Origin of the sequence: Streptomyces sp. NPDC016845 (genome assembly GCF_044332585.1) — a bacterium.
Taxonomy (GTDB): domain Bacteria; phylum Actinomycetota; class Actinomycetes; order Streptomycetales; family Streptomycetaceae; genus Streptomyces.
The window spans coordinates 45,130-66,269 of sequence record NZ_JBIRPI010000006.1; the positions used below are offsets into that span (position 1 = coordinate 45,130).

General features: G+C 72.2%; 23 protein-coding genes. 16 read left to right on the forward strand and 7 right to left on the reverse strand.

Annotated features, from left to right (window positions below):
- Positions 1-5: 5 nt before the first annotated feature.
- From ACH4RC_RS18245 to ACH4RC_RS18260, 4 genes are read left to right on the forward strand one after another with little or no spacing between them, the layout of a single operon-like run.
- Positions 6-989 (forward strand): carbohydrate ABC transporter permease, encoded by a 984-nt coding sequence (locus ACH4RC_RS18245; protein WP_398201708.1) that lies wholly within the window; start codon positions 6-8, stop codon positions 987-989.
- Positions 986-1,858 carry a carbohydrate ABC transporter permease gene (locus ACH4RC_RS18250; protein ID WP_398201711.1) on the forward strand — a complete coding sequence of 291 codons (873 nt, stop codon included), beginning with the start codon at positions 986-988 and terminating at the stop codon, positions 1,856-1,858. The genes ACH4RC_RS18245 and ACH4RC_RS18250 overlap by 4 nt, the downstream gene beginning before the upstream one ends.
- 23 nt (positions 1,859-1,881) lie before the next feature.
- Complete coding sequence (locus ACH4RC_RS18255) at positions 1,882-2,862, forward strand: hydroxyacid dehydrogenase (RefSeq protein ID WP_398202313.1); 981 nt, start codon at positions 1,882-1,884, stop codon at positions 2,860-2,862.
- Positions 2,859-4,748 (forward strand): DUF2264 domain-containing protein, encoded by a 1,890-nt coding sequence (locus tag ACH4RC_RS18260; RefSeq protein WP_398201713.1) that lies wholly within the window; start codon positions 2,859-2,861, stop codon positions 4,746-4,748. Before ACH4RC_RS18255 ends, ACH4RC_RS18260 begins: the two co-directional genes overlap by 4 nt.
- Here the strand turns inward: ACH4RC_RS18260 and ACH4RC_RS18265 are convergent.
- Both ACH4RC_RS18265 and ACH4RC_RS18270 read right to left on the reverse strand, forming a co-directional pair.
- The gene (locus ACH4RC_RS18265; RefSeq protein WP_398201715.1) at positions 4,736-5,380 is read right to left on the reverse strand and encodes a TetR family transcriptional regulator; all 645 of its coding nucleotides are present in this window, start codon (positions 5,378-5,380) and stop codon (positions 4,736-4,738) included. The genes ACH4RC_RS18260 and ACH4RC_RS18265 overlap by 13 nt on opposite strands.
- Positions 5,381-5,384: 4 nt before the next feature.
- Positions 5,385-6,860, reverse strand: a complete 1,476-nt coding sequence (locus ACH4RC_RS18270; RefSeq protein WP_398201717.1) for an MFS transporter — start codon at positions 6,858-6,860, stop codon at positions 5,385-5,387.
- 226 nt (positions 6,861-7,086) lie between these two features.
- Between ACH4RC_RS18270 and ACH4RC_RS18275 the strand changes: the two genes are divergently transcribed.
- Entirely contained in the window at positions 7,087-7,986 is a 900-nt protein-coding gene (locus tag ACH4RC_RS18275; protein ID WP_398201720.1) for a Gfo/Idh/MocA family protein, read from the forward strand.
- Between the two features lie 94 nt (positions 7,987-8,080).
- A complete protein-coding gene (locus ACH4RC_RS18280; RefSeq protein WP_398201723.1) occupies positions 8,081-9,271 on the forward strand; it encodes a DUF4032 domain-containing protein in 1,191 nt (396 codons plus the stop codon).
- A gap of 13 nt (positions 9,272-9,284) precedes the next feature.
- On the opposite strand, the gene ACH4RC_RS18285 is transcribed toward ACH4RC_RS18280, so the two are convergent.
- Positions 9,285-9,833: a hypothetical protein gene (locus ACH4RC_RS18285; protein ID WP_398201726.1), complete on the reverse strand. Its 549-nt coding sequence runs from the start codon at positions 9,831-9,833 to the stop codon at positions 9,285-9,287.
- Between the two features lie 461 nt (positions 9,834-10,294).
- Between ACH4RC_RS18285 and ACH4RC_RS18290 the strand changes: the two genes are divergently transcribed.
- The 5 genes from ACH4RC_RS18290 to ACH4RC_RS18310 all read left to right on the forward strand — a co-directional run bounded on the left by ACH4RC_RS18290 (position 10,295) and on the right by ACH4RC_RS18310 (position 15,048).
- Positions 10,295-11,116, forward strand: a complete 822-nt coding sequence (locus tag ACH4RC_RS18290; RefSeq protein WP_398201728.1) for a helix-turn-helix domain-containing protein — start codon at positions 10,295-10,297, stop codon at positions 11,114-11,116.
- A 132-nt stretch (positions 11,117-11,248) separates the two neighbouring features.
- Positions 11,249-12,241: a PhlD gene (locus tag ACH4RC_RS18295; protein ID WP_398201729.1), complete on the forward strand. Its 993-nt coding sequence runs from the start codon at positions 11,249-11,251 to the stop codon at positions 12,239-12,241.
- Positions 12,242-12,315: 74 nt separating this feature from the next.
- Positions 12,316-13,005: a TetR/AcrR family transcriptional regulator gene (locus ACH4RC_RS18300; RefSeq protein WP_398201731.1), complete on the forward strand. Its 690-nt coding sequence runs from the start codon at positions 12,316-12,318 to the stop codon at positions 13,003-13,005.
- 8 nt (positions 13,006-13,013) lie between these two features.
- On the forward strand, positions 13,014-13,793 hold the full coding sequence (locus tag ACH4RC_RS18305) for an SDR family NAD(P)-dependent oxidoreductase (RefSeq protein ID WP_398201732.1): 780 nt from the start codon (positions 13,014-13,016) through the stop codon (positions 13,791-13,793).
- A 151-nt stretch (positions 13,794-13,944) separates the two neighbouring features.
- Positions 13,945-15,048 (forward strand): acyltransferase family protein, encoded by a 1,104-nt coding sequence (locus tag ACH4RC_RS18310; RefSeq protein WP_398201735.1) that lies wholly within the window; start codon positions 13,945-13,947, stop codon positions 15,046-15,048.
- On the opposite strand, the gene ACH4RC_RS18315 is transcribed toward ACH4RC_RS18310, so the two are convergent.
- Positions 15,029-15,718: a DUF2470 domain-containing protein gene (locus ACH4RC_RS18315; RefSeq protein WP_398201737.1), complete on the reverse strand. Its 690-nt coding sequence runs from the start codon at positions 15,716-15,718 to the stop codon at positions 15,029-15,031. The genes ACH4RC_RS18310 and ACH4RC_RS18315 overlap by 20 nt on opposite strands.
- 196 nt (positions 15,719-15,914) lie before the next feature.
- Between ACH4RC_RS18315 and ACH4RC_RS18320 the strand changes: the two genes are divergently transcribed.
- The 3 genes from ACH4RC_RS18320 to ACH4RC_RS18330 are packed head-to-tail and all read left to right on the forward strand — an operon-like array spanning position 15,915 to position 17,272.
- Positions 15,915-16,229 carry a plasmid mobilization protein gene (locus tag ACH4RC_RS18320; RefSeq protein WP_398201739.1) on the forward strand — a complete coding sequence of 105 codons (315 nt, stop codon included), beginning with the start codon at positions 15,915-15,917 and terminating at the stop codon, positions 16,227-16,229.
- Positions 16,230-16,277: 48 nt separating this feature from the next.
- Positions 16,278-16,865 carry a VanZ family protein gene (locus ACH4RC_RS18325; protein ID WP_398201741.1) on the forward strand — a complete coding sequence of 196 codons (588 nt, stop codon included), beginning with the start codon at positions 16,278-16,280 and terminating at the stop codon, positions 16,863-16,865.
- 5 nt (positions 16,866-16,870) lie between these two features.
- The gene (locus ACH4RC_RS18330; protein WP_398201743.1) at positions 16,871-17,272 is read left to right on the forward strand and encodes an ATP-binding protein; all 402 of its coding nucleotides are present in this window, start codon (positions 16,871-16,873) and stop codon (positions 17,270-17,272) included.
- Between the two features lie 33 nt (positions 17,273-17,305).
- On the opposite strand, the gene ACH4RC_RS18335 is transcribed toward ACH4RC_RS18330, so the two are convergent.
- Positions 17,306-17,950 (reverse strand): MBL fold metallo-hydrolase, encoded by a 645-nt coding sequence (locus ACH4RC_RS18335; protein ID WP_398201746.1) that lies wholly within the window; start codon positions 17,948-17,950, stop codon positions 17,306-17,308.
- Positions 17,950-19,035 carry an S-(hydroxymethyl)mycothiol dehydrogenase gene (locus ACH4RC_RS18340; protein WP_398201748.1) on the reverse strand — a complete coding sequence of 362 codons (1,086 nt, stop codon included), beginning with the start codon at positions 19,033-19,035 and terminating at the stop codon, positions 17,950-17,952. Before ACH4RC_RS18340 ends, ACH4RC_RS18335 begins: the two co-directional genes overlap by 1 nt.
- A 176-nt stretch (positions 19,036-19,211) precedes the next feature.
- On the opposite strand from ACH4RC_RS18340, the gene ACH4RC_RS18345 reads away from it, so the two are divergent.
- Positions 19,212-19,997 (forward strand): ABC transporter permease, encoded by a 786-nt coding sequence (locus ACH4RC_RS18345; RefSeq protein ID WP_398201751.1) that lies wholly within the window; start codon positions 19,212-19,214, stop codon positions 19,995-19,997.
- A gap of 6 nt (positions 19,998-20,003) precedes the next feature.
- Here ACH4RC_RS18345 and ACH4RC_RS18350 read toward each other — a convergent pair whose 3' ends face one another.
- Positions 20,004-20,447: an anthrone oxygenase family protein gene (locus tag ACH4RC_RS18350; RefSeq protein WP_398201753.1), complete on the reverse strand. Its 444-nt coding sequence runs from the start codon at positions 20,445-20,447 to the stop codon at positions 20,004-20,006.
- A 99-nt stretch (positions 20,448-20,546) separates the two neighbouring features.
- On the opposite strand from ACH4RC_RS18350, the gene ACH4RC_RS18355 reads away from it, so the two are divergent.
- Positions 20,547-21,125 (forward strand): TetR/AcrR family transcriptional regulator, encoded by a 579-nt coding sequence (locus ACH4RC_RS18355; RefSeq protein WP_398201756.1) that lies wholly within the window; start codon positions 20,547-20,549, stop codon positions 21,123-21,125.
- The last annotated feature ends 15 nt before the right edge of the window (positions 21,126-21,140 follow it).

Consider the following 21,140-nt stretch of genomic DNA (forward strand, 5'->3'; position numbering starts at 1 on the left):
ACCCCGTGACCGCGACCACCCACGCCCCCACCGCGACACCCGCGCCGCAGCGCAGCGCCGACACCGCAGGGCGCAAGGCACACCAGGCGGCCAGACGCCGCCGCAACGGCGCCGCGGGCGTCCTCATGACGCCGTTCTTCATCCTCCTCACCCTGGTCTTCCTGATCCCGGTCGGCACGGCGGTGTGGCTGAGCTTCTTCAGCGACGACCAGCCGGGCCTCGGCTTCGGCGCGGAGCGCACCGTCTTCGTCGGGCTCCGCTCGTACGCCGCCGTACTCACCGACCCGACGTTCCTGTCAGGGCTCGGCACGGTCGCGCTGTACTGCGTGCTCTACATCCCGCTGATGGTCATCGGCTCGCTCGCGCTCGCGCTGCTGCTCGACTCGGGCGTCGTACGGCTGCGCGCCTCGGCACAGCTCGGGCTGTTCCTGCCGCACGCCGTGCCCGGCATCATCGCCTCGCTGATCTGGCTGTACCTCTACACGCCCGGCATCAGCCCGATCATCGACATCCTCGGCAAGGCCGACATCACGGTCGACTTCCTCGGCCTGCACACCACCTTGCCGTCGATCGTGAACATCGCCCTGTGGAGCAATCTCGGCTACAACATGGTCGTCTTCTACGCGGCCTTGCAGGCGGTCCCCCGTGAGGTCCTGGAGGCGTCCGTGGTCGACGGCGCCGGTCCTGTGCGCACCGCGCTCCAGGTGAAGGCGCCGCTGGTCCGCTCCTCCATCGTCATGGTCGCGATGTTCACCCTCATCTGGGCGCTGCAACTGTTCACCGAGCCGATGCTGCTCCACCAGTCCTCGCAGATGATCAACTCGCGGTTCTCGCCGAGCATGTACATCTACGACGCGGCGTTCAGCCGCAACAACTACTCCCTCGCGGCCGCCGCCTCGGTGATCCTCCTGCTCCTGACGATCGCCCTCTCCTACGGCGTCACCCGCTGGACCAACCGCGTCGACTCGGCCGAGGAGAACGCCCGATGAGCACAGTCGCGCCCGCGAACCCCGCCCTGCTGCGCCCGCGCCTGCTCGGCCGCGCCACCGTCAACGTCGTCGTCACCATCTCCGTCCTCTACACGCTGCTGCCGGTGCTCTGGCTGGTCCTCGCCTCGTCGAAGTCCCGCGACGCGCTGTTCAGCAGCAACATCCTGTCCTTCAGCGACTTCTCCCTGACGCAGAACATCAAGGACCTGTTCGCGATGGACGGCGGCCTCTACAGCCGCTGGTACGGCAACAGCCTCCTGTACGCCGTCCTCGGTGCCGCGATCGGCGCGCTGATCAGCGTCGCCTGCGGGTACGCCTTCGACAAGTACCACTTCCGGCACAAGGAGAAGCTGTTCGGCCTGGTCCTGGCCGCCGTGATGGTGCCGCAGACGGTGCTCGCGCTGCCGCTGTACCTGATCGCGTCCGCGACCGGCGTCGTCAACACCTTCTGGTCGGTGTTCATCCCGGTCCTCTTCAACCCGTTCGGCGTGTACCTGGGCCGGATCTTCGCGCAGGGCTATGTGCCGAACGAGGTCCTGGAGGCGGCGCGGGTCGACGGCGCCGGCGAGCTCACCACGTACGTCAAGGTCGCCCTGCGCATGCTCGGCCCCGGCCTGATCACGGTCTTCCTCTTCCAGCTGACCGCCATCTGGAACAACTTCTTCCTGCCGATGGTGATGCTGTCGAACCAGGACCTGTACCCCGTCAGCCTGGGGCTCTACCAGTGGAACAGCCAGGCGTCCGTCTCTCCCGAGTACTACCCGGTGGTGATCATGGGTTCGCTTCTCGCGGTCCTCCCCCTCATTCTCGCGTTCGTCCTCCTCCAGCGGTTCTGGCGCTCCGGCCTCACAGCGGGGGCGGTCAAGTGAGCGAGCCCCGCGTGGCGCTGGCCATGTCCCCCCAGGCCGCGGCGGCCGTCTTCACGCCGCGGTCCGTGGCCGCGCTGCGAGGCGTCTGCGACCTGGCGCCGCTCCCCGCCCTGGACGACCTGAGCACCGTACGGGCGAAGGAGATCCTCGCCGACGTGGACGTCCTGGTCACCGGCTGGGGCTGCCCGCCCCTCGACGCGGACGTCCTGGCCGCCGCCCCGAACCTCAAGGCCGTGGTGCACGCGGCCGGTTCGGTGCGCGGGCACGTCACCGACGCCTGCTGGGAGCGCGGCATCCAGGTCACCTCGGCGGCCGCGGCCAACGCGCTGCCCGTCGCCGAGTACACCCTCGCCATGCTCCTCCTGCACGGCAAGCACGTCCTGGAGCGCGCCCGCGACTTCCGCCGCGAGCGCGCCCGCGACGCCTGGCTGCTCACCCCGCACGAGGTCGGCAACTACCGCCGCACCGTCGGCCTGCTCTCGGCCTCCCTGATCGGCCGCCGCGTCATCGAACTGCTCCGCCCCTTCGACTACGAGGTCCTGCTCCACGACCCGTACGTCACCGAGGCGGAAGCCGCCGAGCTGGGCGTGGAGTGGGTCGAGCTGCCCGACCTCTTCACCCGCAGCGACCTGCTGAGCGTCCACACCCCGCTGCTCCCGGCCACGCGCGGCCTCGTCAGCCGCGACCTGCTGGCCTCCATGCGGCCCGGCGCCACCCTCATCAACACCTCGCGCGGCGCCGTCGTCGACCAGGACGCGCTCACCGACGTGGTCCGCGCGGGCCGCGTACGGGCCGTCCTCGACGTCACCGACCCCGAGGTCCTGCCCGCGGACCACCCGCTGTGGGACTGCCCCGACGCGCTCATCACCCCGCACCTCGCCGGATCGCAGGGCAGCGAGTGGGAGCGGCTCGCCGACACGGCCGTCGGCGAGGTGGCGCGCTGGGCCGCGGGCGACGGTTTCGCCCATCCCGTACGACGCGAAAGGCTGGCGTTCCTCGCATGAGCGTTTCCGGTGCCAAGGCAATACCGTTCCAACTCCCCGACGAGGACCGGGCCCTGAGCCCGTACACCGGCTACACCCGCGCCCACTGGGAGGCCGTCGCCGACGGGCTGCTCACCGCCGCCTGGCGCTGGGCCACCCCGGAGGGCGCCCTCCTCGACCTGCCGGGCCGCCCGTCCGCGTCGGGGGTCCGCTCGGACGGCCTCGAAGGCTACGCCCGTACGTTCCTGGCGGCCGGGTTCCGGATCGCGGGCGCCGACGGCAAGGACCCGCACAACTTCCTCGAGCGGTACGCGAGCGGCCTCACCGCCGGCACCCGCACGCCCGGCGCGAACGACGCCGAGTCGTGGCCGCTGATCCTCGACCACCACGTGCAGGGCCAGCCGATGGTCGAGTCCGCGTCGGTGGCGCTCGGCCTGATGCTGACCCGGCCGTGGCTGTGGGACCGGCTCGACGGCGACGTACAGGACCGCGCCGAACAATGGCTGCGGGGCGCGATCGACCACACGCCCGCCCCCAACAACTGGTACCTGTTCCCCTTCATGGTGGCCTCGTTCCTCGAGTCGGCGGGCCGCGGCGACGCGGCGACGGCCCGCGCCATGGAGCGCGCCCTGTACCTGATGGACACGTGGTACCGGGGCGACGGCTGGTACGCGGACGGCGACGGCCGCGCCTTCGACCACTACAACGGCTGGGCCCTGCACCTCTACCCGATGCTCCACGCCCACCTGTCGGGCGACACGGCGTCGGCCGACCGCTTCGGCCCCCGCCTGCGCGAGCACCTGGAGAGCTTCTCCCTGCTCTTCGGCGGGGACGGGGCCCCGATCCACTTCGGGCGCTCGCTCACCTACCGCTTCGCGGCGTCGGCGGCGATCGGCGCGGGCGCGGTCACCGGCCACACCCCGCTGTCCCCGGGCGCCTCGCGCCGCCTCATCAGCGGCAACCTGCGCTACTTCCTCGACCGCGGCGGCATCACCGACGACGGCCTGCTCAGCCTCGGCTGGCACGGCCCGCACACGGCCACCCTCCAGTCGTACTCGGGGCCCGCGTCGCCGTACTGGGCGTCGAAGGGCTTCGTCGCGCTGCTCGCGCCGCGGGACGCTCCGCTGTGGACCGCGACCGAGGAGGCCGCCCCCGTCGAGGGCCCCGGCCGGGTGCTCGCGCTGCCCGCGCCCGGACTGCTCGTCCAGTCCACGCGGGACGACGGGATCGTCCGCCTGCACAACCACGGCAGCGACCACGTCCGCCCGCACGAGGGCGAGTCCGCCGAGCAGGACGACCCGCTGTACGGGCGCCAGGCGTACTCCACGCACACCGGGCCGACCTCCCGCACCAACATCGCCGACAACCACCTGTCGGTGGAGGTCGGCGGTGTCGCGAGCGTACGACGCCGGGTCCACCCGCTCGGCGCGGAGCACGGGGACGGCTGGGGCTGGGCCGCGTCCTGGCACCGCCCGGTCTTCGCGTCCGGGCCGCCGATGGTGCCGGGGCTCCGCGTGGAGAGCGTGACCGTGGCGCGGGGGCGTCATGAGTTGCGGGTCCACCGGGTCGTGGGGGCGCCGCCCGGGGCCCGGGTCTCCCTCACCGGGTGGGCTACGAACGCGGTTCGCTCGGAGCTGGTGGGGGTGTACGGGTGGGACGAGCGGGATGACGTGCGGGCGCCTGAGGGGACGGCGTTCGAGTCGTGGGTGCGGGTGCCACGCCTTTCGGCGGGTGTTGAGGGGGGCGGGGTCCTTGTGGCGCTGGCCTGTCTTGGTGGGGAGTCCGACCCCGGGCTCGCCGAAGCCGTGACCGGTGTCGTGGTCGGACAAGGTGAACTGACCGTGCGGTGGGCCGATGGGTTCGAGACCGTCGTCGGCTTCGAGCCGCTGCGCGTTCAGTCCGGCTGAGCGGGGGCTGGTCGCCCCCCGCGGCGCAGCCGCTGATCGACACGGTCCCGCGCCCCTAGGGTGCTCTGCACCGCCGGGGCGTAACGCGTGACCACCTCCTCGATGTCCGCGGCGCGCACATGTGGGCCGCGGGCTATGCCGTACATGACGCCGAGGCCCAGGAGCATCGAGACCGCCAGTTCGGCGCGCAGACCCGCGTCCCCGCCGGGGAGGCGTCGCGCCAGGCGGGCGCTGACCTGGGTGCGGAAGTTCTCGCGGAGGATCTCGCCCTGTTCACCGTGGAGCGGGGCGAAGACGATGCGGAGGATGGGGTCGGCGCCGCGTTCCGCCTGGCCGGTGAGGACGTGGCGGACCATGTGGGCGCCCAGGTCCTCCAGCGGCGCGTCGAGGAAGGTCTCCACGTCGGCCTCGAAGTTCATGACGCGGGAGAACAGGGCGTCCTTGTTGCCGAAGTACTTGAGGACGAGGGGCGGGCTGACTCCGGCACGTTCGGCGACGGCCTTGAGCGTGATGTCGCCGTGGGGGTGCCGGGCGAGCAGGTGCCGGGCGGCCTTCACGATGGCCGCCTTGGTCGCCTCGGCGTCGCGGCGGCCCGCGCGGGGCGCCCGCTCGCTCGCGTGCACCATGGTCATCGCCCTACGCTCCCTTCGCCGGCGCCGCCTGGCCGGGGACGGCCGCGCCCGCGCTCTCCCGCGCGGTGTCGGACGGGACCGCCAGGGCGACGGCCGTGGCCACCAGCGCGACCGTTCCCGCCATGGCGAACGCGAGCTGGTAACCGCCCAGAGTGGGCACTTCGGCGCCGCCCACGCGCGTGGTGTGGTGGACGAGGACGGCGGCGACGGCGGCGCTGGAGACGGCCTGGCCGATGGTGCGCATCAGGACGTTGACGCCGTTCGCGGAGGCGGTGGCGTGGGAGGGGACCGCGCGCAGAATCAGCGTGGGCAGCGCCGAGTAGGCGAGGGTGGTGCCGGTCGACACGACGGCGGCGCCGACGAGGACGACCCACAGGTCGGTGCTGTCGGCGATGCGTACGGCGTAGCCGAGGGCCAGGACGACGCCGCCGATCGCGAGGGTGGTGCGGGGGCCGCGGGCGGCGGAGACGCGGGCGGAGACCGGGGAGAACAGCAGCATGATGACGCCGCTGGGCAGCATGACCAGGCCGGTCGCGACGATGGACAGGCCGAGGCCGTAGCCGGTGGCGACGGGCGCCTGCACGAGTTGTGCGGTGACCAGGGAGTTGGCGTAGAAGGCGAACCCGGTGAAGAGCGCGGCGACGTGCGGCAGCCCGACGCGGCGGCCCACGGCGAGCCGCAGGTCCACCAAGGGGCGGGCGGTGTGGAGTTGATGCCAGGCCCAGAGAGCGAGGATCACGGCCGCGCCCGCGAACAGGCCGGTCACCCGGGCGCTGCCCCAGCCCCACTGGCCGCCCTGCGAGACGCCGAGCAGGAGGCAGATCAGGCCCGCGGCCAGGCCGGCGGTGCCGAGGGCGTCGAAGCGGCCCGGTGATCTGACGGGTGACTCGCGCACCGTCCACCAGGCGAGCGCTAGGCCGAGCGCGCCGAGGGCGCCGGTCGCCCAGAACATGGCGTGCCAGTTCGCGTACTGCACGATCAGCGCGGCCAGCGGCAGGCCGAGGGCGGCGCCGATACCGACGGTGGAGCTCATCAGGGCGACGGCGGAGCCGGTGCGGTGCGGCGGGAGTTCGTCGCGCAGGATGCTGATGGACAGCGGCACGACGGCCGCGGCGGCGCCCTGGAGCGCGCGGGCCGCGATCAGGACGCGGATGTCGGAGGTCAGCGCGCAGAGCACCGAGCCGGCGGTCATCAGGCCGAGCGCGATCAGCAGGACCCGGCGCTTGCCGTACATGTCACCGGCCCGGCCGAGCACCGGGGTGAGGACCGCGCCGGCCAGGAGCGTCGCGGTGACCATCCAGGAGACGGCCGCCGGGGACGCGCCGGTCAGCCGCGGCAGGTCGGGCAGGAGCGGGACGACGACGGTCTGCATGACCGCCATGAGGATGCCGCCGAACGCGAGCACGGGCACGGTGAGGCGCTCGCGCAGGCGCGGCGGCACGGGTGCCGGGACCGGTATCGGGGCGGGTGCGGCGTCCATGGGGCTCCTGCCGGGGACGGCGGGCGGGCGGCCCGGCGCGTCGGGAAGGGCGGGTGAATCGGCATTCACCCGTCGGTGAATGAGTATTCACCGGCCGGAGCCCGCTGTCTGTGCCTCTCGCGGCCTCTTGACCCACCCTCTGCCGGCCCTCGACCCGGCCGGGCCCGGCGGCGCGCGGAACCCCCGCACCTGCGGTTCCCGCCGGGTCCGGGTGATACTGCCGGTCATGACCTCGACTGACGCGCCGCGCTTCGGACTTGTCGGCACCGGACCCTGGGCCCGGCGGACCCACGCCCCCGCGCTCGCCGCCCATCCGCACACCGAGTTCACCGGCGTCTGGGGACGCCGCCCGGAGGCCGCCGCGGAGCTCGCGGCCGAGCACGGCACGACCGCGTACGACGACGTGGACGCCCTCTTCGCGGCGTGCGACGCGGTGGCGTTCGCCGTGCCGCCGGACGTACAGGCGCCGCTCGCGGCCCGCGCCGCTGCCGCCGGGTGCCATCTGCTGCTCGACAAACCGCTGGCCACCGAGGTGGAGGCGGCCCGCGCCGTCGTGGAGGCCGCGGACGCGGCGGGCGTCGCCACGGCCGTCTTCTGCACGCTGCGCTACGCGCCGGCCCCTTCCGCCTGGATCGCCGAACGGACCGCCGTGGACGGCTGGTTCACCGGCCGCGCCGACTGGTACGGCAGCCTCTACACCCCCGGTGACGACGCCGAGGTGCGCGCCTCCACGCCGTGGCGCGCCGAACGGGGCGCCCTGTGGGACGTGGGCCCGCACGCCCTGTCGGTGCTGCTGCCGATCCTCGGTGACGTGGAGGCGCTGACGGCGCGGAGCGGTCCGGGCGACACCGTGCACCTGGTGATGGCGCACGCGTCCGGCGCGTCCAGCACGGCGACGCTCAGCCTGACGGCGCCGAAGGCGGCCGGCGGGACGGCGGTGGAACTGCGCGGCACGGCCGGGACGTTCACGATGCCGACGGGCGGCACGGCCCCGGAGTCCTTCGCCGTGGCGATCGACGTGCTGCGTGAGTCGGCGCGCACGGGCACCCCTGCCCCGTGCGACGCCCGTTTCGGCCTGCGCATCACGGAGATCCTCGCCAGGGCGGAGCACTCCCTGCGGTGCTGAGACAGCGGTACTGGAACTGCGGTACTGAGACCCCGGTACCGCAGGGAGTGTCCTCGGAAACCGCTCGTGCGGCGGGCCGCTTACGCTGATGACCATGCCGCTCCAGATCAGCGCCACCAACCCCGAGCACCCGGTGCTCCTGCTCGCCCTGCCCTGGCACATCCCGCTGGAGGAGTGGCCGGAGGAGTATCTCGTACCGCTGCCGCGCGGCATCTCGCGGCACGTGGTGCGCTACGCGCGCGCGGGTGACGAGGTCGTGGCCGTGAAGGAGCTGGCGGAGCGGCCCGCGCTGCGCGAGTACGAGCTGCTGCGCACCCTCGACCGCATCGGGATACCCGCCGTCGATCCGCTGGCCGTCGTCACCGGCCGCGAGCAGCCCGACGGCACTCCGCTCGAACCGGTCCTGATCACCCGGCACCTCGGCGGCTCCCAGCCCTACCGGTCCATGTTCGAGACCACGATGCGCCCGACGACCGTGCACCGCCTGATGGACGCCCTCGCCGTGCTCCTGGTCCGGCTGCACCTCGCCGGTTTCGCGTGGGGCGACTGCTCGCTCTCCAACACCCTGTTCCGGCGGGACGCGGGCGCGTACGCCGCGTACCTGGTGGACGCCGAGACCGGCGAGCTGCACCCGAAGCTGAGCGACGGGCAGCGCGAGTACGACATCGATCTGGCCCGCGTCAACATCAGCGGCGAGATGCTCGACCTGGAGGCGTCCGGGGCGCTGCACCCGTCGATCGACCCCATCGAGTTCGGCACGGAGATAGAGCAGCGCTACACGAACCTGTGGAGCGAACTGACCCGGACGTCGGTGTACCCGGCGGGCAAGCACCACTACATGGAGCGCCGGATCCGCCGCCTGAACGACCTGGGTTTCGACGTCGCCGAGATGCAGATCTCCCGCTCCCCGCTCGGTGACACGGTCACGTTCGTGCCGAAGGTCGTCGACGCGGGGCACCACCAGCGCCAGCTCCTCCGCCTCACCGGCATGGACGCGGAGGAGAACCAGGCGCGGCGGCTCCTCAACGACCTGGAGAGCTGGATGGCTACCCAGGACGACGCGCCCGACGCCCGCCCCGAGGTCCTCGCCCACCGGTGGGTGCGTGACGTGTTCCGGCCGACGGTCCGCGCGATCCGCGACCGGATCCCGACCCCGGTCGACCCGGCCGAGCTCTACCACGAACTGCTCGAACACCGCTGGTACCTGTCCGAGCGCGCCCAGCACGACATCGGCCTGGACGCCGCGGCGGAGGACTATGTACGCAATATGCGCGAACCGGAGTGACTCGCCGTCGGTGTCAGTGACCGCCCCGCGGCTTCACGCAGCCGGTGCCCTCGATGTACACGCCGTGCGTCTCCACGTTCACCACTCCGGCGACGGAGCCCTCGACGCACACCGGGGCGAGGTCGACGATGTACGTCACGATGGCGCCGTCACCGCTCGTGCTCACCTTGCCGGTCGCGTAGCCGAGACGGGTCAGCGCTGCCCTGACCTGGCCCTGCGTCACGTCGTCCCGGCCGGCGAACCGCGCGAGCGCACCCTTGACCCGCTCCTCCTGACGGGCGGCCGTGCACAGAGCGGCGCCCTTGAGCCGGACAGTGCTCTGGAAGGCGTGGTTCTCGAGGTACTTCGAGGCGTCGTCGCCCGTTACGGTGGGCTGCTCGGCCGGCGCACTGGAGGCGGCGGCCGCCGCGGCGCAGCCGGCATCGGCGGACCCAACGGGCGACGGTGGCACGGTGGCCGTACGGGCCGCCGTCCCGGCCGCCTTCTCCTCACCGCACCCGGCGAGCACCAGCCCCGCGGCGAGCATGCCGGCAGCGGCGACGGCGGATCTTCGTATCGTCATGGGCCCGAGTATGCCCGGGGTGTGCACGGGCGGCGGCGCTGGACCGGGCGCGGCCGATGCCGTGGCCGCTACGTAATGGCGAGTGACGGCACCGACCGCAGCCAGTGACCCCCGGGGACCGCTCGCGTCGAGAGAGGGACGTGCGTCGTTGCAACGCATTTTCCGGCCACATCGAACATATTAGGTGGCCCGGTCCCGCCTCTCTTCCACGAACAGCCCGAAGGCTCGTGAGTTACCCGACGCCGGGAAATTTCGGCCATTTTCGAGCGGCCGGGGACAGGTGCCCCATCACTGTGTCCAAGTGTTCACAGACGATGAAACCGGCAGGTGGGTAACCCCGCGCCACTCATCATGACGGACCGTCTGATCGTTTTCTTCGGGCAATGTTTATTACCAAAGGCGATGGGAGTATTTAGACTGCTCACGCTCAACTCGGCGTGTACGAAGAGGGATTACCCACCATGAACAAGAAGGCGCTCCGCGCCCTGCTCCGTGAACGGCGCGCCCTCATAGCTCCCGAGTCCCACGGCTTCACCCGCCCCACGGGCCAGGGCCGGCGCGCGCCCGGCCTGTCGCAGCACCAGGTCGACCAGTTGCTGCACCGCACCCTCGGGACGTATCACCGGCTGGAGTCGGGCAGTTACCCGAGCCCACCCGCGGAACTGCTGCGCGACGTGGCCCGGCTGTTCGGCCTGAACGAACAGGAATGGGTGCTGTTGTGCCGGTACGCCCTGCTGCAGGACCCGCCCGGCCCGCTGTACCTGTCCTCCGGCAAGGAGGTGCCCGGCGTCTGGCAGGAGGCGGTCGACGGCATCAACCACATCGCCTACGTGTCCGACGCCTCCTGGGACCTGCTCGCCTGCAACGACGCGTTCACGGAACTCTTCCCCGACCGGCGGCCCCCGCAGAACACCATGCGCTGGATGCTCCTCGACCAGCACGCGCGGAACATGCTGACGGACTGGACGACCGCGTGGGCGCCGCTGCTGCTCCCCCAGTTGCGGGCGGCACTGGCCGCGCGCCCCGACGACGACACGCTGCGCCAGATCGAGAAGGAGGTGCTGTCCGACCCGGAAGCGGCACCGATCTACGACGCGGGCGGCTCGGCCATCCACCCGGACGGTGACGAACGGCCGCTTCTGCACGCCCGGTTGGGACCAGGGTGGGCGACCATGTGCGCGGCGCAGCCGCTCACCACGCCCGGGGCGCGTCTGATGATCCTGGTCTTCCATCCGGGCGTCCGGCGCGAACATCCCCGCATGCCCGCACTGCAGGCGGGGTGACACTCACGCCTTCAACCATCGCCCGTGGTGACGTAGGTTGACCTGGCCCCCCACACCCCCTACCGCCCCCGTGGGAGCCATCACATGCCTGTCTACGTGTCCCGACCTCGCACAGCCCTGGGTGCCCACAAGGTGACCACCGACGAGATCGCGGACGACATACGCGCGCACCACCCGGACCACCCCCGGCTCGCGGCGGCCGTCCGCGCGGTCGCCGGGTGCGGCGTACGGACCCGCTTCTTCACGCGTCCGCTCACCTCGGCGACCGTGGCGGGCGAGGGCGAGGTCGGCGAGCGTGCCCGCGCCGCGTTCGCCGACGCGCTGGACCTCGCCCAGGAGGCGGCCGGGGCGGCGCTCGCGAGCGCCGGCCTCTCGGCGGCGGATCTCGGCGGGATCGTCACGACGCACTCCACCGGCTGGTCGGTGCCCAACCTCGACGTACACCTCATGACCCGCCTCGGGATGCGCCCCACCGCCAGCGCCCTCGCGCACACCACGCTCGCCTGCACCGGAGGCACCAAGTGCCTGATCCGCGCGGCGGACATGGTGACGGCCAGGCCCGGCGGTCCCGTCCTGGTCGTGGCCGCGGAGGTGATCTCCGCCGTCTACCACCACAGTGACACCGGTATCGACGCGATGATCTACAAGGCCCTGTTCGGCGACTCGGCCGGTGCCGCCGTCGTCAGCGCCGAGCCGCTCGGTCCGGGCTTCGTGATCGAGGACAGCTTCGAGCACGTCCTGCCGGGCACCATGAACCATCTGGCCGGCCGGATCACCTCCGCCGGGCTGCACTTCGACGCGACGAAGGAAGGGCGCGCCGCCTCGCGCGAAGCGCTGCCCGCCTTTCAGGACTGGCTCGGCGACCGGCGCTCCGACTTCGCCGTGATCCACCCGGGCAGCCCCCGCATCATCACCGACACCGCGGAAGCGCTCGGCCTCGACGCCCACGCCGCCCGCCACTCCACCGACACCCTGACCGACGAGGGCAACCTGGGCGGCGTCAGCGTCCTGCGCGTCCTGGAGCGCACGCACGACGAGGCACCGGCGCCGGGGGCCCGCGGCACCGTGGTCGCGTACGGCCCCGGTTTCGCCACCGCAGCGCTGCACGGCCACTGGCACGCCTGAGCCCTCCGCCCCGTCCGCGAAATGTCCCGCAGGGACATATGTCCCATCGGGACATTCGGGTGTACGGTGAAGACATGAAGGCGAACGAGCCCCTCCCCGAGCGGCCCCCCGAGGACCGCCGACAGGTCAAGGCCCGCCGGACGCGCGAAGCGCTGGCGGAGGCGGCCGTCGAGCTGGTGCTCGAACGGGGGCTCGGGGCCGTCACCGTCGAGGCGATCGCCGAGCGCGCGGACGTCACGCGCCGCACGTTCAGCCGCCACTTCTCCGGCAAGGAGGACGCGGCGCTCGACTTCACCCGCGCCGACGGCGCCCGTATCAACGCGGCGCTGCGCGCCCGCCCCGAGAGCGAGCCGCCGCTGCTCGCGTACCGGGGCGCCGTCGCGGACTGGCTCGCGGACCACGAGAGCCCCGGCTGGCACCACCGCCCCAGGCTGCGCGAGCTGTACGCCGCCGTGGACGAGGAGCCCGCCCTGTTCGCCGCGTACGAACGCATCCGGGTCGACGCCCAGGACGAGTCCGTCCGCATCATCGCCGACCGGCTCGGCACCGACCCGGCCCGGGACCTGCGCCCCGAGGTCGTCGTCGGCGCCGCCGCCGGTGTACTGACCGCCGCGCTGCGCGCGTGGGCGCGCGGCACGGACAAGGACGCCACGGATCTCGCCGCCCTGGTGGCGACGGCCTACGACGCCCTCGTCGGGGAGGCCGCCCGTGCGACGGCGACCGTCACCGGCGTACCCAGTGAGAACAGCGCAAGCAGAGAGTGACACGCACCATGAGCACCACCAGCACCAGCACCACCGACGGCGGCGAGTTCGCCGGCAAGACCGCCCTCGTCACCGGCGCCGCCTCCGGCATCGGCCTGGCCACCGCCCGCCGCCTCGGCCGCGACGGCGCCGCCGTCGTCATCGCCGACTACAACGAGCAGGGCGCGAAGGAAGCCGCCGAGACGCTGAAGGGCGAGGGCATCGAGGCCGCCGCCGTCGCGGTGGACGTGACCGACCCCGCCTCCGTCGAGGCCGCCGTCCGGTTCACCGTCGACACCTTCGGCGGGCTCGACCTGGCCGTGAACAACGCGGGGATCGGCGGTGCCTCCGCCCCGACCGGCGCGTACGACATCGACACGTACGACCGCGTCATCCGCACCAACCTCGACGGTGTCTTCTACTCGATGCGTCACGAACTGCCCGTCATGGAGGCCGCGGGCGGCGGCGCGATCGTGAACGTCGCCTCGATCCTCGGCTCGGTCGGCTTCGCGGGCTCCCCCGCGTACGTCGCGGCCAAGCACGGTGTGGTCGGCTTGACGAAGACGGCGGGCGCCGAGTACGCGTCGAAGGGCGTCCGCGTCAACGCGGTGGGCCCGGGCTTCATCGAGACCCCGCTCCTGAAGGAGATGGACAAGGCCGCCTACGACGGTCTCGTCGGTCTGCACCCGGCGAGCCGGCTCGGACAGTCCGAGGAGGTCGCCGAGTTGATCGTGTTCCTGCTCTCGGACCGCGCCTCGTTCATCGCGGGCAGCTACCACCTCGTGGACGGCGCCTACACCGCCGTCTGATCCGGGATTCGAGGACCGCGCCGCATGCGCTCCTCCTCTTGTGTCACGACCGTCACCTGGCGGCGCTTGTGTCACGGCTCAACTCATGGAACGGTCTGCAGGGGGCAGGCGGGGGGCCCGGGTTGAGTTCGAGGAGGGGCGCAGAAGCGCAATGGCAGGGCAAGCAGCGCAAGCAATAACCGGTGGCGGCAAGGCACGCGAGTCGTACTTCGACAACGTGAAGTACCTGACCATCGTCCTCGTGGTCTGTGGCCACGCATGGGAACCGTTGACATACGGCAGCCGAGCGGTGACGGCTTTGTATCTCACCGTCTACGCCTTTCATATGCCGGCTTTCGCGCTGGTGTCGGGATATATGTCCCGAAGTTTTGACATGTCGCCCCGGCGGTTGAAGCGCCTGGTGACGGGGGTCGTCGTCCCCTACGTCGTCTTCGAGGTGGCGTACACCCTGTTCTACAAGGTGGTGCAGGACGACTGGAAGTACCCGTTCAGCCTGCTCGACCCCTGGTACCTGATGTGGTTCCTGCTCGCGCTCTTCGTGTGGCGGATCACGACGCCGCTGTGGCTGGCGATCCGTCAGCCGGTGCTCGTCTCCCTGGTGATCGCGACGGCCGTGTCGATGTCCCCCGACACCGGTGGCGACATGGCGCTCCAGCGCGTGCTGCAGTTCCTGCCGTTCTTCGTGGTGGGCCTGGTCCTCCGGCCGGAGCACTTCGAGCGGGTGCGGACCTGGCGGATGCGGGTCGTGGCCCTGCCGGTGGGCCTGGCCGCGGTCGTGGCGGCGTACTGGGTGGCGCCGCGGTTCGACGCCGGCTGGTTCTACCACCGCGGCAGCGTCGTCGGGCGTGACGGAATGACCGCATGGGACGGGCTGTGGGCGACGCCCGCCCTGTTCCTGCTCGCGCTCGTGCTCACGGCCTGCTTCCTGGCCTGGGTGCCGGGGCGCAAGTTCTGGTTCACGGCGCTGGGCGCCGGCACCATCTACGCGTACCTGCTGCACGGCTTCGTCATCAAGACCGCGCGGTGGGACGGCTGGTACAAGCACGAGTGGCTGCACACCCCCCTCGGTGAAGTGGCCGTGACGCTGGCGGGGATCGCCCTCATCACCGTGCTGTGCACGAATCCGGTACGGCGCGTCTTCCGGTTCGTCGTCGAACCGCGCATGGAGTGGGCGTTCCGGCCCACGGAGCCGAAGAAGCGGCCCGAACCGGCCGCCGGACGGGATCGCGAGCGCGTCACCGTCGCCGGCGGCTGACGGCCTGCGCCAGCAGGCAGTGCATGCGCTCGGTGAGCGCGGTCAGGTCGTCGGCGGGACTGTGGAACGGGATCCGTACGTCGGCCTGGCCCCGGGCGCGCTCCAGACGGAGCGTGAGCCCGTGGCGGTCGACGGCGAGCGGCTGGACCCGTACGACGCCGTGCAGGCTGTCGGGGGCGATGAGCCGGGTGAGCTGCTCCACCGCCTCGGGGTGCGCGTCCGCGAGATGCGTCAGGAGGCGCGGCTCGGCGAGCGCCAGCGGGTCGGGCGCGGCGGCGGCGAGTTCGCCGAGGTCGATGACCTGGCGCTCGGTGCGCGTCTGCAGCACGGCGCGCTCCAGGCGCAGCACCATCTCTTCCGCGTCGGGCACGAGTTCGCCCGAGAGCCACAGACGGGCGCGGACCCGGTCCCGTACGGGGACGGGCGCCGCGTCGGCGAACTCGACGAGCGTGCTGGGGCGGCCGTGCGGCGAGCACAGCACGGCGGCGGCGAGCACGCTGTCCTGCGGCGGCGCGATCCGCACGGTGCCGTCCTCGGTGACACGGTGGGCGCCGACGAGGTCGTCCTGCCCCACGTCGGTGGTGACGCCGCAGGTCCAGGCGGCGGCGAGCACGGAGCGTGCGCGGGTCGCCGTGGTGGGCACGGCGGTGGCGATCTGTCGGACACCCATCCCGACCTCCAGTCAGGTACGTGGCTCATGTCAGGCGTGTGGCCCATGGCAACCTTTAGGTAAGCCTTGCCTAACTTAACGGAGATCGACGACGGGGGTCCACCCCACCGCCACCGGTACCGGCCGAGTCCACGCGAACGGGTGCGAATATGCCATCCGCCCCCGCCCCGCGATCCGGAGCGGCATCATGCCGCGCATGGACGGAACTGCGCTGCTGCGCGAGCTCTTCACCCCCGACGAGTACGAGGCCGTGCGCGGCCACGCCGACCATCTGGGCGTAACGGTCGCCGAGTACGTTCGCCGCACCGCCGCCGAGCGCGCGCTCGGCCGGCTGCAGCTGACCGAGGCCATGGAGAGCCGGGCACCGCACCTCGGAAACCTGGGGGCCCTCGGGAACCTCGGCAAGGCGTCGATACCGCAGGTCGACCGGGTGCGCTGCGCGGGCGGTACCTCCTCCCCCGCCCTGGACCGGTTCCTGGACACGCTCGCCCATCCCACAGACGGAAGTTGACGGGCCGTCACCCGGCGTGTTCCGGCTCCGCCGGGGCAACCGATGCCCATGACATCGGCGACGGCACAGATGAGCAAGACGGACCGGTCACGCCCGGGACGCTGGTGGCGGGTGCTTCTGCGGGTCGTGGTGGCGATCGTCGCCTTCCTCGCCCTCGTCGCGTTCTCCGCCGTCCTCGCCCGGCTCACGCTCACCCCGTCCCCGGCATCCGACCGGATCGCCGGGTCCAACCTGCGGCCCGGTGCCTCGCTGCGGCAGTACGCGGACCAGTACACGTTCGCGGCCGCGTGCAAGCAGATCGGCGGCAACCTCCTGCTCGGGGCGCCCTTCGGGCTGCTCCTGCCGGTGCTGGTGGCGCGGCGGATGCGCTGGCTGCGAGTCCTTGCGCTGACCGCGATCGTCATGGTCCTGGTCGAGCTGGCGCAGGGCGCGCTCGTGCAGGGCCGCGCGTTCGACGTGGACGACGTCATCCTCAACACGGCGGGCGCGCTCATCGCGTACGTCCTGGTCGGCCGGCGCATCGGGCACGGCTACCACGCGCTGGCGGAGCGGCCGGCGCACGACAGCAGTGACGACACGGACAGCAGGGACAGCAGGACCGAGGAGATCCCCGCTGGGGAGACCGAGAGGAAGTGATGGTCATGCGTGCGTTCCGGAGCGCCGAACGGCGCGCCGCACGCGTGGAGTACCTGATGCCACCGGGGACGGGCGCCGCCCGCTGGGCGCGGCGCCTGACCCGTTCGTTCCTGGCGGACCACGCCGACGGGACGGCCGCCGACGCCGAGCTCGTCGTGTCGGAACTCGTCACCAACGCGACCCGGGCCTCCGCGCGGCGCTGCCGCATGAGCCTGCGCATGGACGCGGGCGAGCTGGTCGTGGAGGTGCGCGACGAGAGTCCTGGCCTCCCCCGCCTCGAACCGGCCTCGGAGACGGCCGAGTCGGGCCGCGGCATCGCCCTGGTGCACGCGCTCGCCGAACGCTGGAGCGTGCGGCCGGACCGGCGCGGCGGCAAGACGGTGCGGGCGGTCCTCGCCCCGTCCTGACGCCGCGCCGGGCCTCGTACGGCCGCGTGCGGTTCAGTGGCCGCGCTTGATCCACTCGTCGAGGTGCGGGGACTCCGCGCCGATCGTCGTGGTGTCCCCGTGACCGGTGCGTACGACGGTCTCGGCGGGCAGGGTGAGCAGCCGGTCCCGGATCGAGTCGACGATCGTCGGGAAGTCGCTGAAGGTCCGGCCGGTCGCGCCCGGGCCGCCCTGGAACAGGGTGTCCCCGGTGAAGACGGTGGTCAGCTCGGGCGCGTACAGGCTGACCGCGCCGTGGCAGTGGCCCGGCGTGTGCAGCACGGTCAGCTCGACGCCCGCGACGGAAAGGCGCTGCCCGTCCGTGAGTTCGGCGTCGGGCGCCCGGTCCGGGTGCGTGCGCTTCCACAGCTCCGTGTCGGCGGGGTGCAGCAGGATCGGCGCACCCGTGCGCGCGGCGAGCGCCGGGGCGGCGTCGATGTGGTCGTCGTGGGCGTGCGTGCACACGATCGCGACGAGCCGCCGGTCGCCGACGGCCTCGGCGATGGCGTCGGCGTCGTGCGCCGCGTCGATGACGAGCACCTCGGCGTCGTCCCCGACGAGCCATACGTTGTTGTCGACGTCCCAGGTGCCTCCGTCGAGGGAGAAGGTGCCGGAGGTGACGAGGTGCTCGATCCGCGCGCCGCTGCCGTTGGCGGCCATCAGAACATCACCACCGAACGCAGCACGTCACCGTGGTGCATCCGCTCGAACGCCTTCTCCACGTCCTCGAGCGCGATGGTCTCGGTGACGAACGCGTCGAGGTCGAGCCGCCCCTGCAGGTACAGGTCGATGAGCATCGGGAAGTCGCGGGAGGGCAGGCAGTCGCCGTACCAGGACGACTTGAGCGCGCCGCCGCGGCCGAACACGTCGAGCAGCGGCAGCTCGATCTTCATCTCGGGGGTGGGGACCCCGACGAGGACGACCGTGCCCGCCAGGTCGCGGGCGTAGAACGCCTGCTCGTACGTCTCCGGGCGGCCGACCGCCTCGATGACGACGTCCGCGCCGAAGCCGCCGGTCAGCTGGCGCACGGCCTCGATGGCGTCCGTGGAGCGGGAGTTGACGGTGTGGGTGGCGCCGAGCGCGCGGGCCGTCTCCAGCTTCTTGTCGTCGATGTCGACGGCGATGATGGTGCCGGCGCCGGCGAGGCGGGCGCCGACCACCGACGCGTTGCCGACGCCGCCGCAGCCGATGACGGCGACCGAGTCGCCCCGGGTGACGTTGCCGGTGTTGATGGCGGCGCCGATCCCGGCCATCACGCCACAGCCGAGCAGTCCGGCCGCGGCGGGCGACGCGGCCGGGTCGACCTTGGTGCACTGGCCCGCGGCGACGAGCGTCTTCTCGGCGAACGCGCCGATGCCGAGCGCCGGGGTCAGCTCGGTGCCGTCGGAGAGGGTCATCCTCTGCTTCGCGTTGTGCGTGTCGAAGCAGTACTCGGGGCGGCCCCGGCGACAGGCCCGGCACTGGCCGCACACCGCGCGCCAGTTGAGGATCACGAAGTCACCGGGGGCGACCTCGCTGACCCCCTCCCCCACGGACTCCACGACACCGGCCGCCTCGTGCCCGAGCAGGAACGGGAAGTCGTCGTTGATCCCGCCGTCCCGGTAGTGCAGGTCGGTGTGGCAGACACCGCACGCCTGGATCTTCACGACGGCCTCGCCCGGGCCCGGGTCCGGCACCGTGATCGTCTCGATCGCCACGGGGGCGCCCTTGGACCGCGCGATCACGCCCTGCACCTGCTGTGCCATGACGGTCAGCCTTCTTTCTCTCGGCGGCATCTTGCGAAGCGGCATCTTGCGAAGCGGCATCTTCACGCTGCGTCTTCGCGTTGCGTCTTCACGCTGCTTCTGTGCACCCATCGTCGCTCATGCGGGGGATGCGGAACAGCACCGGTGCCCAGGTCGGAGGGTTCTACGCTGCACGGATGCCCGAACGAACGGTGGCGCAGGCCGCCCTCCTGCCCGTCGACGGCGTCCTCGCCGCCGTACTCGTCGCCCTGCTGCTGCTCGCCGCCGCGACCGCCGCGGTGTTCCGGCTCGCCCCGGACGCGTCCCGGCGACGGGCCCGCGACATCGCGGTCGCGGGCGTACGCGCGACGCTGCAGCTCGGCGCGGTCTCCCTGGTGATCGGCTGGGTCGTCCGCCACGGGGCCGCGCTGCTCGCCTTCGTCCTGCTCATGTTCTGCGTCGCCGCGTGGACGGCGGGCCGGCGCATCACCGCCGACCGGAGCTGGACATGGGCGGCGCTGCCGATCGCGGCGCCGGTCGCCCCGGTCGTCGGCGCGCTCATCGTCTCGGGGCTCCTCCCGGCGGACGGCATCGCGCTGATCCCCGTCACCGGCATCCTCATCGGCGGCGCGCTCACCGCGACCGTCCTCGCGGGCCGCCGCGCCCTGGACGAACTCACCGCACGCCACGGCGAGGTGGAGGCGTGCCTGGCCATCGGCCTCCTGCCGCACGACGCCCGCCTGGAGATAGCCCGCCCCGCCGCCTCCGACGCCCTCCTGCCCGGCCTCGACCAGACCCGTACGGTCGGCCTGGTCACCCTGCCCGGCGCGTTCGTCGGGATGCTTCTCGGCGGCGCGTCCCCGGTGATGGCGGGCGCGGTCCAGCTGTTCGTCCTCGTGGCGCTCATGGCCGTACAGACGGTCGCGGTGGCGACGACGGTGGAGCTGGTGGCACGGGGCCGCCTGCGCCGACCGTCCCGGTGAGCCGGCTCAGAGCGCGATGGTCAGCAGGGCGAAAGCGCCGATGAGGATCACCACGCGGACGTAGTGGAGGCGCTCCCACCGCCTCAGCTGCTGCTTCCAGTCCGCGGGCCGGTTCTCCGGGGTCCACGTCCTGTTCCGGTTGTTGATCGGGACGAGCAGCAGGACCGACATGACGACGCTGAGGAGCAGCAGCCCGCCCGCGGTGACGACGAGACCCGCGCCGTGGTGGTGCCACCCGGCGCCGGCCCAGATGCCGACGAGGACGAGCGAGCCGATGTACCAGAACGGCATCACGGTGCCGAGCATCCGGCCCCCGTGGGCGTGGCCGAGCTGGGCGCTGTCCTCGGGAAGGGCGTTGAGGACCGGGCCCATGACGAAGGCCACGGCGAACTCCACCCCCACCATCAGGCCGACGACCACGGTGGTGACGACCTCGAGCGAATCAAGCATGACAACCCTCTCCGGAGCTACGGAATCTAGCGTCGCTAGCTGCTGAAGCAACGCTAGACCTACTGCCGCTCGGTTGTCTAGCAGTGCTAGCATCCATCCATGTCGGTACAGGAACGCAAGGAACGCGAACGGGCGGAGCGCGAGCGCCTCATCGTGGCCACCGCCCGCGAACTCGCCGAGCAGCAGGGCTGGGACGCGGTCACCACCCGGCGGCTCGCCGAGCGGATCGAGTACAGCCAGCCCGTCCTCTACAGCCACTTCCGCGGCAAACGCGAGATCATCGGCGCCGTGGCGCTCCAGGGCGCGACCGAGATGGCCGTGGCGGTACGGGCCGCGACCGCCGCCGCGGACGGCCCCCGGGCCCGCGCGTACGCGCTCGCCCGCGCCTACCTCGACTTCGCCGAGAGCAACCCGGCGGTCTACGACGCCATCTTCCAGCTCGACGGCGGCCTCGCCTACGCCCAGGAAGAAACCCCGGGCCCCCTCAAGGACGCCTTCTCCGCCCTCCTCGAATGCCTCGGTGAGGTCGCCGGCAAGGGCATCGCCCCGGGCCTGTTCACCGAGGTGTTCTGGGCGTCCCTGCACGGAGTGGCGACCTTGACCCGGTCGGGCCGACTGCCGCCGCGGTACACGGAGCAACGACTGGAACTGCTGGTGGACCGGCTCGCCGTGGTCTGACCCGGTGTGCGGCCG